Source organism: Chitinophaga sp. CF118 (assembly GCF_900112615.1).
Taxonomy (GTDB): Bacteria; Bacteroidota; Bacteroidia; order Chitinophagales; family Chitinophagaceae; genus Chitinophaga.
Genome location: NZ_FOMK01000001.1, coordinates 228,333 through 242,719, shown reverse-complemented (window position 1 = coordinate 242,719; position 14,387 = coordinate 228,333). Strand labels below are relative to the sequence as shown.

Genomic DNA, 14,387 nt, shown 5'->3' with positions numbered 1-14,387 from the left:
GCTAAGGCTGGTTCGTGGGTTTATAAATTTTCTTACCTTGCAGGTATAAATCCAGTAAACACTTAATACTTTATTATTATGCAAGTTAAAAACGGAGATACAGTACGTGTACATTATCATGGCCGTCTGACCAATGGAACTACATTTGATTCCTCAGAAGGCAGGGACCCGCTGGAGTTCCAGGTAGGTGCAGGTATGGTGATTAAAGGCTTCGATAATGGTGTGATCGATATGCAGGTGGGTGATAAAAGAACCCTCAATATCCCGGTTGAAGAGGCATACGGTCCTAAAAATGAAGAGCTGATCATGGAATTCCCTAAAGATAACATTCCGGCAGAACTGAATCCTGAAGTAGGAATGGATCTGCAGATGAGCAATCCTGAAGGACAGGTATTCCCTGTAAAAGTTGCAGCTATCGGTAGTGAATTCATTACTCTGGATGCGAATCACCCATTAGCAGGTGAAGCCCTGGTATTTGATATCGAATTAGTAGAAATCAAATAGATACAAACGATGTATAAATAAAAAGCCTGTATCGTTCTTGCGATACAGGCTTTTTATTTCATGCCGGATAAGACGTATGCCTTTTTAGGCGTTATTATCTTGCTATAAACGCTGTAGGGAGTTCGGGTAGTGTTCGGGGAGACTTCTGGGTTTGACCGGGTATTGACCGGTGGTAGAGCGCAGGTAGAACGGGGTTAGACCGGCTATTGTCCCGCCCAACCCCCGGTCAACCCCCTGTCTACCAGTGTCCTACCAGTGTCCTACCACCAGTCAAACCCGGAAGTCTTCCCGAACACTACTCAAACACTGACCTACTGATATTGCCTGTTGATAGATAAGTATACAAAATAGGAGTTCCTGGTTTTATTACTCGTGCAGTAATACGATTTGCGTAGGCCGTTTCTGGTCGTCAATCGCAACAAAGGTGAAGGTTCCGGATATTGCTCTTTCGCGGTGTGTGTTATACATCTGTTCCACAAAAATATCTACTTCTACTTTCAGGCTTGTTTTTCCTACATGCACTACTTTTCCCACAAGTTCGATAATTGTACCACCGGGAATAGCCTTTTTAAAATCGATACGATCACTGGAAACAGTTACCATGCGCATACGGCTGAAACGTGTAGCTGTAATAAAAGCAGCTTCGTCCATGAGTTGCATAGCGGTGCCTCCGAAGAGTGTATCATAATGGTTTACTGTGTTTGGAAATACCGCTTTAAAGATGCGGGTAACGGATTCTTCAATCTGTTTTTCGTATGCCATAACTATCTGATGATTTATCTTTTTGAAGAGAGGGAGAAGAATTGCTGCAGGCGTTTCAAAAAATGCGTTTGCCTGTATGATTTTTGCATGGCTGTGAGGCAGCTGGCACAAAGGCATTCTGAATATGTTTCATTGATATATGCACGCTCATCTTCGGTTAAAGTTACCTGCTGGCATTGGCATTGCAATATGGAACCCACACGGCACTCAAATGCAGCTTTACAGCGGGGACATATGACAGATTCATGATGAGCCATAATGCAAAATTAGCTTAAAAAAAGTGTAACAGGATGATCAGCCCTGTTACACTTATATATCAGACAATTTCTTTCACTGCCACACGCATGTTTTTTGCAGCGGCTACCATGTTCCGTAAAGCCTGTTCTGTTTCAGGCCATTTGCGTGTTTTTAGTCCACAGTCGGGGTTTACCCATATATTTCGTGCTGGTAATAATTGTATCGCTTTCTCCAGCAGTTCCGTCATTTCAATAACACTTGGTACACGTGGAGAGTGGATATCATATACACCGGGGCCAATTTCATACGGATATTTGAACGTAGAGAATATTTCGAGTAGCTCCATCTGTGAGCGGGATGTTTCTATGGTAATTACATCTGCATCCATTGCAGCGATGTTGCTGATAATATCGTTGAACTCAGAATAACACATGTGTGTATGGATCTGAGTGGAATCTTCCACGGAAGAAACGGAGATGCGGAATGCTCTCACTGCCCATTCCAGGTATTGTTGCCAGTCGGCATGACGCAGCGGCAAACCTTCTCTGATAGCCGGTTCATCTACCTGTATCACTTTGATACCAGCTTTTTCGAGATCCGTTACTTCATCCCTTATAGCCAATGCTATTTGCAGGGTAGTGTCTGCACGTGGCTGATCGTCCCGCACAAAAGACCATTGCAGGATAGTAACAGGTCCTGTCAGCATGCCCTTCATAGGCTTACTGGTAATGGATTGTGCATAGCTGCTCCATTTTACAGTCATAGGCGCATTCCGTTCCACATCACCATAGATCACCGGAGGTTTCACACAACGGGAACCATAGCTTTGTACCCAACCGTTTTTAGTGAATACAAATCCCTCCAGTTGTTCACCAAAATATTCCACCATGTCATTCCGTTCAAACTCACCATGTACCAGAACATCTATTCGAAGATCTTCCTGCCATCTTACAGAATCCGTAATAGATTTTCTGATTTCCTCATCATATTGTTCCTGTGTGATGACATCATTTTTAAGGTCAGCACGCAGTTTACGGATCTCTTCTGTTTGCGGGAAAGAACCAATAGTTGTAGTAGGGAAGAGAGGTAACTTCAATACTTCTTCCTGAGCTTTCTGTCTTATGGGGAAAGCGCTCTTACGGGTTGCATCTGCCGCCGTCAATGCAAGAAGACGGGCTTTTACAGCAGGTTTGTGAATGATAGAAGAAGTGCTTCTGTCTTTCATTGCATCGCGGTTAATTGCCAGCAGGGAAGTATTGCCGGAAAGTATTTGTTTCAGTTCGCTCAGCTCCTGCACTTTCTGTTTAGCAAAGGCCATCCAGTTTTTAATCTGTGAGGGCAATGCTGTTTCCAGGTCAAGGTCATAAGGCGTGTGTAGTAAAGAGCAGGAAGTAGCCAGGAATACGCGTTCCTCACCCAGTGCATCTGTAGCTTTTTTGATAAGTGTGAGTGACTGATCATAATTGTTTTTCCAGATGTTACGGCCATTCACTACTCCAATTGACAATTGCATTTCAGAAGGGAGTAACGGGAGAATGGTATCGAGTTGTTCCGGTGCTCTTACCAGGTCTACATGCAGCGCCGCTACAGGTAGTTCCAGTGTAAGTGCTGTGTTATCCTGTAGTCCGCCAAAGTAGGTAGCCAGGATGATTTTTAATTCAGGAACAGCCGCTTTGATTTTGTTGTAAGCATGGAGAAAGAACGATTGCTGGATGGGTGTAAGGTCTGATACAAGGGTAGGTTCATCTATCTGTACCCAGGTAGCACCTGCCTTTTGCAGTGATTGAAGCAGCTGAATATATACAGGAAGCAGTTGATCCAGCAGGTCTGCTGTTTGCAATTGTTCATCTTTTATTTTGCCAAGTAGCAGGAAGCTGACAGGGCCTATCAGTACAGGTTTGGTATGGATACCAATGGAAAGTGCTTCTTTAAATTCGTCCAGGCATTTGTTGTATAACAACCTGTACGTTTGTGATGCATCGAATTCCGGAACCAGGTAGTGATAGTTGGTATCAAACCATTTTGTCATTTCCATGGCGGTAGCATCGAAGCCATTTTTCTGATAACCACGTGCCATTGCGAAGTAGAGCTCAAGACTGCTGGCGCTGGCCAGGGATTCCATCAGTGGTTTAAAGCGTGCGGGCACGGTGCCGGTCATCAAACACATATCTAATACCTGGTCATACAGGGAGAAGTCGTTGGAAGGGATCAGGTCTATCCCAGCGGCTTGCAGGGTTTCCCAGTTTTGTCTGCGTAGTTGTCTGGTAGTAAGCTGTAATTTTTCGAGGGAGATTTTACCTGCCCAGAAGGCTTCGTTCGCCTTCTTCAATTCCCGGTTGCTACCTATTCGCGGATAGCCAAGAACGTTGGTTTGCATACTTTTCAAGTTTAAAAGGTAAAAAATGAAGGCTTTACAGCGCGTATGCTTTACGAAGAAGGGTAAGAGGCAGGAGTGTATGGAAGTAAAGCAGTTGTGCGGGAATATCCGTCACCAACTATATTTACTACCAGCTACAATTACCTGACTATTGCTTTTTACGCGAAAGCATACATCAATCTGTTTGTGGCAAGTCTCCTGGCTTGTAACAGTTATGGCCGTCCTTCTCATCCCGGATGAAGTTCCGGGGCAATGGACAATCAGTGGCCATAACCTTTACGAAGGTTACTTACAGTTGCGCGACAGCCCGTGATTTACACACGGTTCCTTTTTAATTCCTTCTCATTGAAAACGGGAAGGAAACCGCAAACAGGTATTGAGTGGTGTAAAGAACCGTTGTAAAGATAGTTTAGTTTGTTGTTTTTCTACACAAACGTAATATTATAGTTTAAATAAATAGTAATATTGTTTTATTTGGTGTTTTGTTCTTTATTATTAGTTTAAATAGATGTATGTGCTGTTTTGGGGAAGAAGTGGCGGAGAAACAGTGAAATTTACTGCTTCTGAAATTTTCTTACGTTTGCAATATGTTCAGTAATTATAAATACACAGTAACCGAACGCTTTATGCGTTATGTTCAGATAGACACACAATCTGATCCGCTCAGCAAGAGCTTTCCTTCTACAGAGAAACAAAAAGATCTGGGGCGACTGCTGGTAACCGAATTGAAAGCGATCGGTATCACAGATGCCGAACTGGATGAACATGGATATGTATATGCTACATTGCCTTCAAATACTGAAAAGGACGTTCCGGTTATCTGCTTCTGTTCACATATGGATACATCCAGTGATAGCAGTGGAAAGGATGTAAAGCCTATCATTCATTATAACTATGATGGCGGTGATATCTTACTACCCGAAGATAATACGGTGATAAAACCATCTGTTCATACTTATCTGCAGGAAAGAAAAGGAGATGATATTATTACTGCCAGTGGTACTACTTTGCTGGGAGCAGATGATAAGGCAGGTGTGGCAGAAATCATGGATGCTGTTCATTTCCTGGTAAATCATCCTCACATTAAACATGGTGCTATCCGGATATTATTCACCCCGGATGAAGAAGTGGGCCGTGGTGTTGAAAAACTGGATATGCAAAAACTTGGCGCTAAGTTTGGTTATACTATGGATGGTGGCGAACGTGGATCATTGGAAAATGAATCTTTTTCTGCAGATGGTGCTAAAATAGTTATACAGGGTGTAAGTGTGCATCCGGGTACAGCTAAAAACAAACTAATCAGTGCATTGAAGATAGCTGCCGAAATGATAGAAGCGTTGCCTAAAGACAGCTTATCGCCTGAAACAACGGAAGACAGACAGGGGTTCATACATCCCGTAAGAGTACACGGTATTGTAGAACAGGCAGAGATTGATTTTATTCTCAGGGACTTTGTGACGTCCAAACTGGAAGAGCATGCTGCCTGTCTTCGTAATATCATGGAAACGGTAATCGCCCGTTATCCACAGGCAAATGCTACCTTAACGGTTACCCAGCAATACCGGAATATGAGGGAGATGCTGGATCTATATCCACAGGTAACAGCTTATGCTGAAGAAGCAATTAAACGTGCCGGGGTAGAGCCTTTACGCCTTATTATACGAGGTGGTACAGATGGTTCCCGTCTTTCTTTTATGGGATTACCTTGTCCGAATATCTTTACCGGAGAGATGGCATTACATAGCAAATATGAGTATGTGAGCATCCAGGATATGGAAAAAGCTGTACAAACAATCGTACATCTGGCACAGGTTTGGGAAGAACATAGCTAGCAGCCCATATAATATTTTCCGGTTGTATTCGTTAAATGTTTACCATATTATTGGTATCTTCCCTCTTATTGCATTTGAATTTAATACTTTTGCAGGGTTAAAATTTTTTTCATGCTCTTAGGACTAGTTACATTATTGCAGGATTCTTTATTACTACCAAAAGCCGATACGGTAGCCAGTGCAGCGAGCAATATTGCTGCTGCAGATCAGCAGATCAGATTGTGGGATCTGTTGTTGAAAGGAGGCGTGCTAATGATACCATTGGGTATCCTTTCCGTCATAGCCGTTTTCTCTTTTGTTGAAAGATACCTGACTATTTTAAAGGCAGGTAAGCTGGAAGATAACTTCATGCCTATGATAAGGGACCACATTTCAAGTGGTAACATTGCGGCTGCACGTTCTTTGTCAAAGAACACAAACAGCCCCATTGCCCGTATGATAGACAAAGGTGTACAGCGTATAGGCAAACCTATCGAGAGTATAGAAAGAGCGATGGAGAACGTAGGTAAACTGGAAATATACAAGATGGAGAAAAACCTGGTGATCCTGTCTATTATAGCTGGTATCGCTCCTATGTTCGGTTTCCTTGGAACTATTGCCGGTATGATCCAGACCTTCTTTAACATTTCTATAACATCAGATATTACACTTGGCACTATTGCCGGTGGTATCTATGTGAAGATGATCACTTCTGCAAGTGGTCTGATCATCGGTCTGGTAGCCTTTATCGGTTACAGCTTTTTAAATGCACAGATAGATAAGGTGATCAATAAGATGGAAGCCGCATCTTCAGAGTTTATTGATATTTTGCAAGAGCCGACAAGGTAATTTGATCATTTCCGTAATTGTAAAATATGGACTTACGCAATAGAAGATTAAAACGGCACGTGGAGATGAACAGCGGTGCACTGAATGACATTTTGTTCATTCTGCTGTTGTTCTTCCTGATTGTATCTACGCTGGCCAATCCGAATGTAATTAAACTGACACTGCCTAAAGCTAAAAGCAATACTAAATCCAAGCAGACAGTTGTAGTCAGCGTTAATGAAAAGAGAGAGTTCTTTGTTGGGACCAATAAAGTTCCATTTGAAGGGCTGAAACAAGCACTGATACCCGCTTTATCCAAAGAAAAGGAATTGGTAGATGCTACCATTGTGATCAACGCTGAGAAATCAGTACCTGTAGAAGATATTGTGAGAATAATGGAACTGGCGAGAGAGATAGGAGCGAAGGTGGTATTGGCTACGGCGAATCCGCAGAGTAAAGGGTAAATTAGTTCTTCTGATATAAAAAGGCCTGGGTCGTTTATGATCCAGGCCTTTTTTATGAAAATCAATTAGTTATATAGGTTTTATTAGAAAGAGGACTTTGATATCCCTGACTATAACCATAGTTTGTTATTTGGCAGTGATTGAGAGAAGCTATGACACTGATCAGATTGCACTAATTCCCCTTTTCTTCTTCCAGAAGAATGTCTTTCTCCTCTAATGCATCTATAAACTTTCCCAGGCTTATATTATGATAGGCATTTGATAGCAGTGTTTTATTCTTCATATATGGTTTGCTGATCTTCCAATATTGTTGTGTCATATTGTTTTTATTGGCTGGATCTATGAACATGTCAAGCTGCAGATCAATCTTCTTATTCAGTTTATGAATGCAATTATTAGTCGCGGATCTTGTTTTATCTGTATAATAGATGGGTAATAACCAGCATTCAATTTCATCAAGGCAAATAGCATAAATCAATCTATCCTTGAATTGGTCATATTTATCCTTCCCAAATGTAGCAATGAAAATTTCCTGAAATCTGTTGATAATATCACTGATTAGTACATCATCAGCTTTTGTTTTTCCCGCTTCATTTGTACGGCTTACATTGAAGTGTTTATCCGCACATACATCACTATCAATCTGGATAATCAGAAAGTCATTTTGTTCAAGTGCATCTAAAAAATACTGAGACTGACAGTATTCAAATACTTTAAACCATCCCCCTTGACCTCTTATGGTGTCAGTGGTGTCCCTTAATGGCTGGAGGAATTTAATGTTTGGAGTCAGGTCAACATTATCATAGAATCCTACTAAAATATTCTGAATAACAATCTGATCCGTTGGACCTTCAGCTATTATCCCAAATGTTTTCATTTAAAAACTTTTTGGCAAACCTCCTATGTAACCCCGAATAAATTGTTCGGAAAGTTTTAAGGATGGTTCACCTTCAATGGATGGTTTTTTTACAATTCGATTGGCACGAGTATTACCTACTGCATTTCTGGAAATGACAAACAATCTTTCATCATTATTATTGAGGTTCAATCCATCTAAAACGGACGGATTGTGTGTTGTAAGTATTACCTGCTTATTATATTTAACTGACAGCTCTGCTAATACAGATATCAGCTTACTACAAAGTTTTGGATTTAAAGCGGTGTCAATATTGTCTATCGCAAAAAAAGATGGCGTATAATCACTAGTGAAAAGCGTAATGTAAAAAAGAAGGAAAAGGAAGCCTTCATTCGCATTGCGGATATCAAATGATTTAAGACCATCTTCCAGGTATTTATCACTTATCAGAAATTCAATTTCACCCAGATTGGCATCTTCTTTCACATCAAAAGAACTAAACCAATCAATTAAGGATAGACTTTCAATGATACGTTTATAGTGTTCCGGCTTTTCTTTTTTTATAACTTTGATCAGGTTTAATAGTCCTTCTCCTTTATAACCTATTGGCTCAACATAAGTTTCATCTGCATTGAATTTTCGGAGATGAAAATTCTCAGGTGAAAATATCATATAGTTAGATAAACCAGTTTGTTCTTTAGAAAAGAATCGTTTACTAAAAGATAAATTACCTTTTAGTTGATCAACATAACGTTGTAATAAATTCTTTTGCCGTTCCAGTTCATCATTACTTTTTTCCTGACTATTGTAGGGAGTCGAAGGTTCATTTAATATTGATGTTATTTCTTCATTTAAAAGATCTTCACTAATGACAGAATTTAATGCAAAAGAACTAGTCCATTTAGAGAATGGGTGATTATCATTGTCAAATGATAAGTATAAATGACTTCCTGATGAATCTTTTAAGCTTATATCGATATTGGTATTACTATTATTTGTTTCAAAACCACTGCGCATAAACTTAGCTTCTGAAACTCTTGCACCTCTGAGTGTTAAAAACTCATTTTCTATACTATCATTAAGCCCGGCAGATGCAAATACTATACTTTCTAAAATATTACTTTTCCCACAACCATTCTCTCCAATAAAAACATTAAACCTTCCCAGATCAATGGAAAGATCATCGATAGACTTAAAATTCTTTATGTTAATATTTTCAAGCATCAGCCCTTAATTCAGTTCTAATAAATGTATACAATAATATCCTTTGTACCTATTTTTTATATCACATTTTATCCCCTCTCACCATCCTGTCCTTCCCATAAATATCCTGTTTCAACACTACATTTGTAAATCCCTGTTCCTGTAATAATTCGACCACTTCCTTTCCAAAAGCTTCATTTATTTCAAAGTATAATTTACCACCGGGAGTTAACTTCTCTTTCGCAAGTAATCCTATCTCCCTGTAGAAAAGTAATGCATCATGGTCAGGTACAAACAGCGCAATGCGTGGTTCATGAGCTACTACCTGTTCTTCCATGTCAGCTTGTTCACTGTCACGGATATAGGGAGGATTGCTTACAATGATATCAAACATTGGCAATTGTTGGGAAGCGATGTTATCCAATATATCCACCTGTTCAAAATGAACAGCTAAGTTTAATTGAGCCGCATTAGCCGCTGCAATTTCCAAAGCACCAGCACTAATATCCACAGACCATACATCCGCCTGTGGCAGTTCTTTCTTCAATGCCAGCGGAATAGCGCCACTGCCAGTGCCTACATCCAGGATCTTCACCGCCGTTTTGACGTCATTAACGATCCATTCTACCAGTTCTTCCGTTTCCGGCCGGGGTATCAGTACATGACTGTTTACTGCCAATTCCAGGCCGTAAAACCAGCCTTTACCGATTACATATTGAATAGGTTCATGTTTTAATAAAGCTTCAATTGACTGTTGTAACCGGATCTCCTGCTCAGGACTCAGGAGTTTATCCTTATAAACGATCCGGTCCATTTTGCTCATACCCGTAAGATGTTCCATCAGGATATGGGCGATATTAGCCGCTTCCCGCGCGCCCTGTAAGGGCTCCAGTGTGTTGATGATCAGTGTAAATGCGGCTTGTAAGTTCATAAAAAATTGAAGTTCAAGGGAAAATCGCTGCTGAAACGATATTTTTGCACACAAAAGTATAATATCGTTAGCTATCATGGACAGCACTTTTGATGAATTTTTTATGCAACGGTGCCTGCAGCTGGCCAGGCTGGGGGCAGGACAGGTGGCACCTAATCCCATGGTAGGTGCTGTGCTGGTGCATCAGGGTCGTATTATAGGAGAAGGATATCATCGCCTTTATGGCTTTGCCCATGCAGAAGTGAACTGTGTACAATCCGTGAAACCGGAAGACCAGCATCTGATTCCGGCTGCCACCATGTATGTAAGCCTGGAACCTTGTGCGCATCACGGGAAAACACCGCCCTGTGCCAACCTGATCGTGGCCCAGGGAATCAAAGAAGTGGTGATCGGCTGTGTAGATACCTTTTCAAAAGTGTCCGGCAGGGGCATTGAAATCTTAAAAGATGCGGGGATAACGGTTCGTACAGCTGTGCTGGAGCAGGAATGCCGGGAACTCAACAACCGCTTTTTTACCTTCCATGAGAAAAAACGCCCATACATTATCCTGAAATGGGCGCAGTCACCCGCAGGGTATATTGGTACTATAGATGGTAAGCCAGTAAGGATCTCCAATGCCTTCAGTGACCGGCTGGTGCACCGCTGGCGTAGTGAGGAAATGAGCATCCTGGTGGGAACGAATACAGCCCTTATGGATAATCCGCGGCTGAATAATCGCCTGTGGACTGGCAAAGACCCCATCCGGCTGGTGATAGACAGAACATTGAAAATACCCCGTCAGAATCATTTGTGGGATGGTAGTATCGCTACGCTGTTCTTTACGGAACATGCGTCAGGGAAAGATGGCCTGACTGAAACCGTACAGGTAGATTTTCAGCAACCTCTCTTGCCGCAGCTGATGCAACAGTTATACGAACGCCATATCCAAAGCGTGCTGGTAGAAGGTGGCGCAAATTTATTACAGCATTTCATAACAACAGAATTATGGGATGAAGCCCGCGTGATTACCGGCACGAATCTATTCCCCGGCGGATTGCCCGTACCGGCAATGCCACATGCGGAGCTGACAGGACAAACAGACCTGGAAGGGGACAGGATCTTATATTATAGGAGGAAACCAACTGTATGAGGATCGCATCTACTTTGATATTGTTATGTTGTATGCTGACGGCCACCGCCCAGACGGACAAATGGACAGGCACCTGGCGAATGGATTATAAACCCTGGCCTGGTGGTGCTTCTATCCAGATGGAATTACTGATAGGCATGCCGGAAAGGGCAACATTGTATCCTGCGCTACTAAAATTAACGTATGGTAGTTTTTCCGGTGTTTATGAGGTACTGCTTGCTAAGAAGAATGACGGACAATTGGGCATAAGCAGAGGGAAGTATCCTATAAAGGAAGAACCCTATAAACTGGGTCAATGGATGATGTACCTGAATGGCACACTGGATTACACTAAAAAGGGAATCTCCCTGCAACGAATGTGGATCAGCTCTTTCGGATTATTTATGAAAGGACTGTATGACGATGATGAGATCTATGTACAAAGCAAAGTTACACTACGCGATTTTTTATATCAGGACTCTATTACACTGAAAAAAGCGAACAATATACCCTGGAAAGATCCACATATCAACAGGATTTTACACCCCGAAAAGGACAGCATTTATTACGGGATCTATGATAAGGTGACAGTCACAGATGCTTTAGTACATATACTGATAAGGGATGAGGATGCGATTGACAGGGATACCGTTTCACTATTGCTTAACGGAAACCTGCTGCTGAACAGGGCATTCATTAGCGATGAAGAAAAGGATATTACAGTCCCATTGGATACAGGAATGAATATACTCACGTTCTTTGCGGACAATTATGGCAGACTGCCACCCAATACTGGCGCTTTCAGAGTAAGAACTGATAGTGGGTATTACACTTTTGACTTTTCACATCGTGCAAATGCATATGCTACTTTTCTGGTGGCACAGTTTTACAGGCCCCCGGGTAAACCGGTACCTGCCGTACCTCCTGTATCTCCTCCAGCACGAGTATCGCCTCCTGCGCGTATATCAGCTCCACCACCGGTATGGCCCCGGCCGCCTGTATCGAAATTGCAGGAAGATCCACGGATTACACAACGTAAGAATAGTGTGGTAGATCAGTTGACAGTTAGCACACCACAAGCCGAACTGGAATTATGGGATGATGCCGCAGAAGATGGAGACACTGTTTCCATCCTACTGAATGACCGCTCGGTAGTGACCGGATTTCCGGTATTGAAACAAAGACAGCAATTATCTGTTGTACTGGAACCGGGAGAGAACCGCTTAATATTAATAGCAGATAACCTGGGTAGTATTCCCCCAAATACCGCGGTGATGAGAATCACGGCAGGTACTATAAAGAAATATGTGCGGATTAAAACTGATCTGAAACAGAATAATATGTTACTGATCAATTATCAACCGCCGACACCCTAAAAAAAGGACATGGAAATTTATTTTACTATAGAAAAAACGGCTAAAGCAGAATTTAAAGACAGGGGCAGTAAGTTCCTGGCTTATGCATGGCCGGTGAAAACAGTAGAGCAGGTGAAGGAATGCCTGCAGGAAGTGAAAAAAGAACACCCCAAAGCCACTCATCATTGCTTTGGATACAGACTGGGTACGGATGGGCTGCAGTTCCGTGCCAGTGATGATGGAGAACCTTCGGGTACTGCCGGTAAGCCAATCCTGGGGCAGATAGACAGCAAGCAATTAACAGATACACTGGTGGTAGTTGTTCGTTATTTCGGAGGTACTCTGCTGGGTGCTCCCGGTTTGATCAATGCGTATAAAATGTCGGCAGCTATGGTATTACAACTGATTCCTGCTGTGCAAAAGAATGTGGAAGTAAAATATCATCTTAGTTTTGATTATACCATCCTGAATGATGTAATGATGGTGGTGAAACAGCAGAACTGTACTATTTATGCGCAGGAATTGCAGCTATTCTGTTCTATGGATATAGGTGTACCTAAAGCAGCAAAGGAACTGGCATTGCTGAAGCTCCAGGATATTCACGGGCTGGAGATCAAATAGGTATCCATTGCTGGAATCTGAAGTAAGTTTTATAATAAACAAAGGTGAGGATTTATCTCACCTTTGTTTATTATAAAATCTCCAGTATAAATGTGTCTTCCAATGTGGCAGTAAAATCGCTTTTGTTCGTATCTCTGTGTGTAACAGCATAGTAATTCCCTGAAAGTGTCAGCCCTTTTTGTGTCCTTTCCAGTGTCACTTTAAGAAAGCCATGTTTATCATCACAATAGCCAAGTAGTTCTACATCATTGAAATTCGGATAGTCGTTGGTGAAGCGGTTGTCATCAGTAGCAGCTATAGGATGCAGCTCATCATATCCTCCGCCTCCTGCCACAATAAAATGTACAGAAGGTCCTTCAGAATATCGTCTGATAAAATGCTGATAGTTATGTACATGACCGCTGAATACAATATCCGGTCTGATACCTGTTTCTTCAAAAACACTTTCCAGTAATGTAATCATAGGTATACTGGAGCCGTGGTTGATATCAGCAGTATATGGTGCATGATGTATACAGATGATCAGTGCTTTGCCGGGTCTTTCGGCATTAGCGGCTTTCAGTTCTTCTTTTAGCCAGTCTCTTTGTTCATCGGTAACAACGCCGAATTTGGGTATATTACTGTACATGCCAATGATATTAGCCAATGGTGCTTTGAGCGTCCAGTATATATTGGGCTGTACCATGCTTTTTCTCTCAGATCCGCCGCTGAAAGCAACTGTATGTGGCGTTGTATCGCAGAATACGGTTATAAATGGCTCCAGGGTATTATAAGGAGTAATTGCATCTGGATTTACATCACTATCATGATTGCCGGGAATCGCGAATATCGGCCCCGGATATAATTTGTAAGGATCAAAGAATTGTCGCTGGTATTGTGTTGCTTCTCCATGATTGTATACTATATCTCCCAGGTGATAGAGGAATTGCGGTTGATCTCCCTTTGAGTCCGCTTCCTGGTATTGTTTGATCAATTCACCTGCTACCGTTTTCTGAAAGTCAGGGCTGCGAATGCTGCCAGTATCACCTACCATATGGAATGTGATTTTATTATCACCAATGGAAGGAATCACATCTTTCAGCGATAAATGATAAGGATATTTTCCGCTTGGTTCAGGAAGAGCCCGGAATTTATATGAATCATCGGGCTGATCTTTCTTTAGCACAGGTGTTTTAAATCTCATGGGTGTAAAAATAAACAATAGAATTTAGCCTTTCATATCAAAACCTGTAAATTGAGATAAACTTCACAGTCACGGCTATTAGGGTTAAGGTCTTGTTAATCATTTATTAATTTACATGAAGCGGGATATTAATACTGGATATATTGA

At 41.7% G+C, this 14,387-nt stretch carries 14 protein-coding genes and 1 riboswitch; of the genes, 7 read left to right on the top strand and 7 right to left on the bottom strand.

Annotated features, from left to right (window positions below; translation table 11 throughout):
* Positions 1–78 precede the first annotated feature (78 nt).
* Complete coding sequence (locus BM176_RS00830; RefSeq protein ID WP_255373395.1) at positions 79–504, top strand: FKBP-type peptidyl-prolyl cis-trans isomerase; 426 nt, start codon at positions 79–81, stop codon at positions 502–504.
* Between the two features lie 366 nt (positions 505–870).
* Here BM176_RS00830 and BM176_RS00825 read toward each other — a convergent pair whose 3' ends face one another.
* Genes BM176_RS00825 through metE form a run of 3 tightly spaced genes read right to left on the bottom strand, consistent with a single transcriptional unit; the run spans position 871 to position 3,880 of the window.
* Positions 871–1,266, bottom strand: coding sequence for an acyl-CoA thioesterase (locus tag BM176_RS00825; RefSeq protein WP_090098609.1), 396 nt, complete (start codon positions 1,264–1,266; stop codon positions 871–873).
* A 14-nt stretch (positions 1,267–1,280) separates the two neighbouring features.
* Positions 1,281–1,523, bottom strand: coding sequence for a cysteine-rich CWC family protein (locus BM176_RS00820; RefSeq protein ID WP_090098607.1), 243 nt, complete (start codon positions 1,521–1,523; stop codon positions 1,281–1,283).
* A 59-nt stretch (positions 1,524–1,582) separates the two neighbouring features.
* Positions 1,583–3,880 carry a 5-methyltetrahydropteroyltriglutamate--homocysteine S-methyltransferase gene (gene metE, locus BM176_RS00815; RefSeq protein WP_090098605.1) on the bottom strand — a complete coding sequence of 766 codons (2,298 nt, stop codon included), beginning with the start codon at positions 3,878–3,880 and terminating at the stop codon, positions 1,583–1,585.
* Between the two features lie 170 nt (positions 3,881–4,050).
* A riboswitch (cobalamin riboswitch) is annotated at positions 4,051–4,263 on the bottom strand.
* Positions 4,264–4,467: 204 nt separating this feature from the next.
* Here metE and pepT point away from each other — a divergent pair.
* The 3 genes from pepT (at position 4,468) to BM176_RS00800 (ending at position 6,983) form a co-directional block, all read left to right on the top strand.
* The gene (gene pepT, locus BM176_RS00810; protein WP_090098603.1) at positions 4,468–5,712 is read left to right on the top strand and encodes a peptidase T; all 1,245 of its coding nucleotides are present in this window, start codon (positions 4,468–4,470) and stop codon (positions 5,710–5,712) included.
* Positions 5,713–5,823: 111 nt separating this feature from the next.
* Positions 5,824–6,540 carry a MotA/TolQ/ExbB proton channel family protein gene (locus tag BM176_RS00805; RefSeq protein ID WP_090098602.1) on the top strand — a complete coding sequence of 239 codons (717 nt, stop codon included), beginning with the start codon at positions 5,824–5,826 and terminating at the stop codon, positions 6,538–6,540.
* Between the two features lie 26 nt (positions 6,541–6,566).
* Positions 6,567–6,983 (top strand): ExbD/TolR family protein, encoded by a 417-nt coding sequence (locus BM176_RS00800; protein ID WP_090098600.1) that lies wholly within the window; start codon positions 6,567–6,569, stop codon positions 6,981–6,983.
* 172 nt (positions 6,984–7,155) lie between these two features.
* Here BM176_RS00800 and BM176_RS00795 read toward each other — a convergent pair whose 3' ends face one another.
* The 3 genes from BM176_RS00795 to prmC form a co-directional block, all read right to left on the bottom strand.
* Positions 7,156–7,860, bottom strand: a complete 705-nt coding sequence (locus BM176_RS00795; protein ID WP_090098599.1) for a hypothetical protein — start codon at positions 7,858–7,860, stop codon at positions 7,156–7,158.
* Positions 7,861–9,063 (bottom strand): AAA family ATPase, encoded by a 1,203-nt coding sequence (locus BM176_RS00790; RefSeq protein WP_090098597.1) that lies wholly within the window; start codon positions 9,061–9,063, stop codon positions 7,861–7,863.
* A 61-nt stretch (positions 9,064–9,124) separates the two neighbouring features.
* Positions 9,125–9,973, bottom strand: coding sequence for a peptide chain release factor N(5)-glutamine methyltransferase (gene prmC, locus BM176_RS00785; RefSeq protein ID WP_090098596.1), 849 nt, complete (start codon positions 9,971–9,973; stop codon positions 9,125–9,127).
* Between the two features lie 76 nt (positions 9,974–10,049).
* Between prmC and ribD the strand changes: the two genes are divergently transcribed.
* Genes ribD through BM176_RS00770 form a run of 3 tightly spaced genes read left to right on the top strand, consistent with a single transcriptional unit; the run spans position 10,050 to position 13,057 of the window.
* A complete protein-coding gene (gene ribD, locus BM176_RS00780) occupies positions 10,050–11,102 on the top strand; it encodes a bifunctional diaminohydroxyphosphoribosylaminopyrimidine deaminase/5-amino-6-(5-phosphoribosylamino)uracil reductase RibD (RefSeq protein ID WP_090098593.1) in 1,053 nt (350 codons plus the stop codon).
* A complete protein-coding gene (locus BM176_RS00775; RefSeq protein WP_143097666.1) occupies positions 11,099–12,457 on the top strand; it encodes a hypothetical protein in 1,359 nt (452 codons plus the stop codon). Before ribD ends, BM176_RS00775 begins: the two co-directional genes overlap by 4 nt.
* A 9-nt stretch (positions 12,458–12,466) precedes the next feature.
* Positions 12,467–13,057, top strand: a complete 591-nt coding sequence (locus tag BM176_RS00770) for an IMPACT family protein (protein WP_090098590.1) — start codon at positions 12,467–12,469, stop codon at positions 13,055–13,057.
* A gap of 70 nt (positions 13,058–13,127) precedes the next feature.
* Here BM176_RS00770 and BM176_RS00765 read toward each other — a convergent pair whose 3' ends face one another.
* Complete coding sequence (locus tag BM176_RS00765; protein ID WP_090098588.1) at positions 13,128–14,240, bottom strand: metallophosphoesterase family protein; 1,113 nt, start codon at positions 14,238–14,240, stop codon at positions 13,128–13,130.
* Positions 14,241–14,387: the final 147 nt, after the last annotated feature.

Excerpts from the sequence above, each read along its gene's own strand:
- BM176_RS00830 (WP_255373395.1), top strand. The coding sequence starts at position 79 with ATGCAAGTTAAAAACGGAGATACAGTACGTGTACATTATCATGGCCGT.
- BM176_RS00825 (WP_090098609.1), bottom strand. The coding sequence starts at position 1,266 with ATGGCATACGAAAAACAGATTGAAGAATCCGTTACCCGCATCTTTAAA.
- BM176_RS00820 (WP_090098607.1), bottom strand. The coding sequence starts at position 1,523 with ATGGCTCATCATGAATCTGTCATATGTCCCCGCTGTAAAGCTGCATTT.
- metE (WP_090098605.1), bottom strand. The coding sequence starts at position 3,880 with ATGCAAACCAACGTTCTTGGCTATCCGCGAATAGGTAGCAACCGGGAA.
- pepT (WP_090098603.1), top strand. The coding sequence starts at position 4,468 with ATGTTCAGTAATTATAAATACACAGTAACCGAACGCTTTATGCGTTAT.
- BM176_RS00805 (WP_090098602.1), top strand. The coding sequence starts at position 5,824 with ATGCTCTTAGGACTAGTTACATTATTGCAGGATTCTTTATTACTACCA.
- BM176_RS00800 (WP_090098600.1), top strand. The coding sequence starts at position 6,567 with ATGGACTTACGCAATAGAAGATTAAAACGGCACGTGGAGATGAACAGC.
- BM176_RS00795 (WP_090098599.1), bottom strand. The coding sequence starts at position 7,860 with ATGAAAACATTTGGGATAATAGCTGAAGGTCCAACGGATCAGATTGTT.
- BM176_RS00790 (WP_090098597.1), bottom strand. The coding sequence starts at position 9,063 with ATGCTTGAAAATATTAACATAAAGAATTTTAAGTCTATCGATGATCTT.
- prmC (WP_090098596.1), bottom strand. The coding sequence starts at position 9,973 with ATGAACTTACAAGCCGCATTTACACTGATCATCAACACACTGGAGCCC.
- ribD (WP_090098593.1), top strand. The coding sequence starts at position 10,050 with ATGGACAGCACTTTTGATGAATTTTTTATGCAACGGTGCCTGCAGCTG.
- BM176_RS00775 (WP_143097666.1), top strand. The coding sequence starts at position 11,099 with ATGAGGATCGCATCTACTTTGATATTGTTATGTTGTATGCTGACGGCC.
- BM176_RS00770 (WP_090098590.1), top strand. The coding sequence starts at position 12,467 with ATGGAAATTTATTTTACTATAGAAAAAACGGCTAAAGCAGAATTTAAA.
- BM176_RS00765 (WP_090098588.1), bottom strand. The coding sequence starts at position 14,240 with ATGAGATTTAAAACACCTGTGCTAAAGAAAGATCAGCCCGATGATTCA.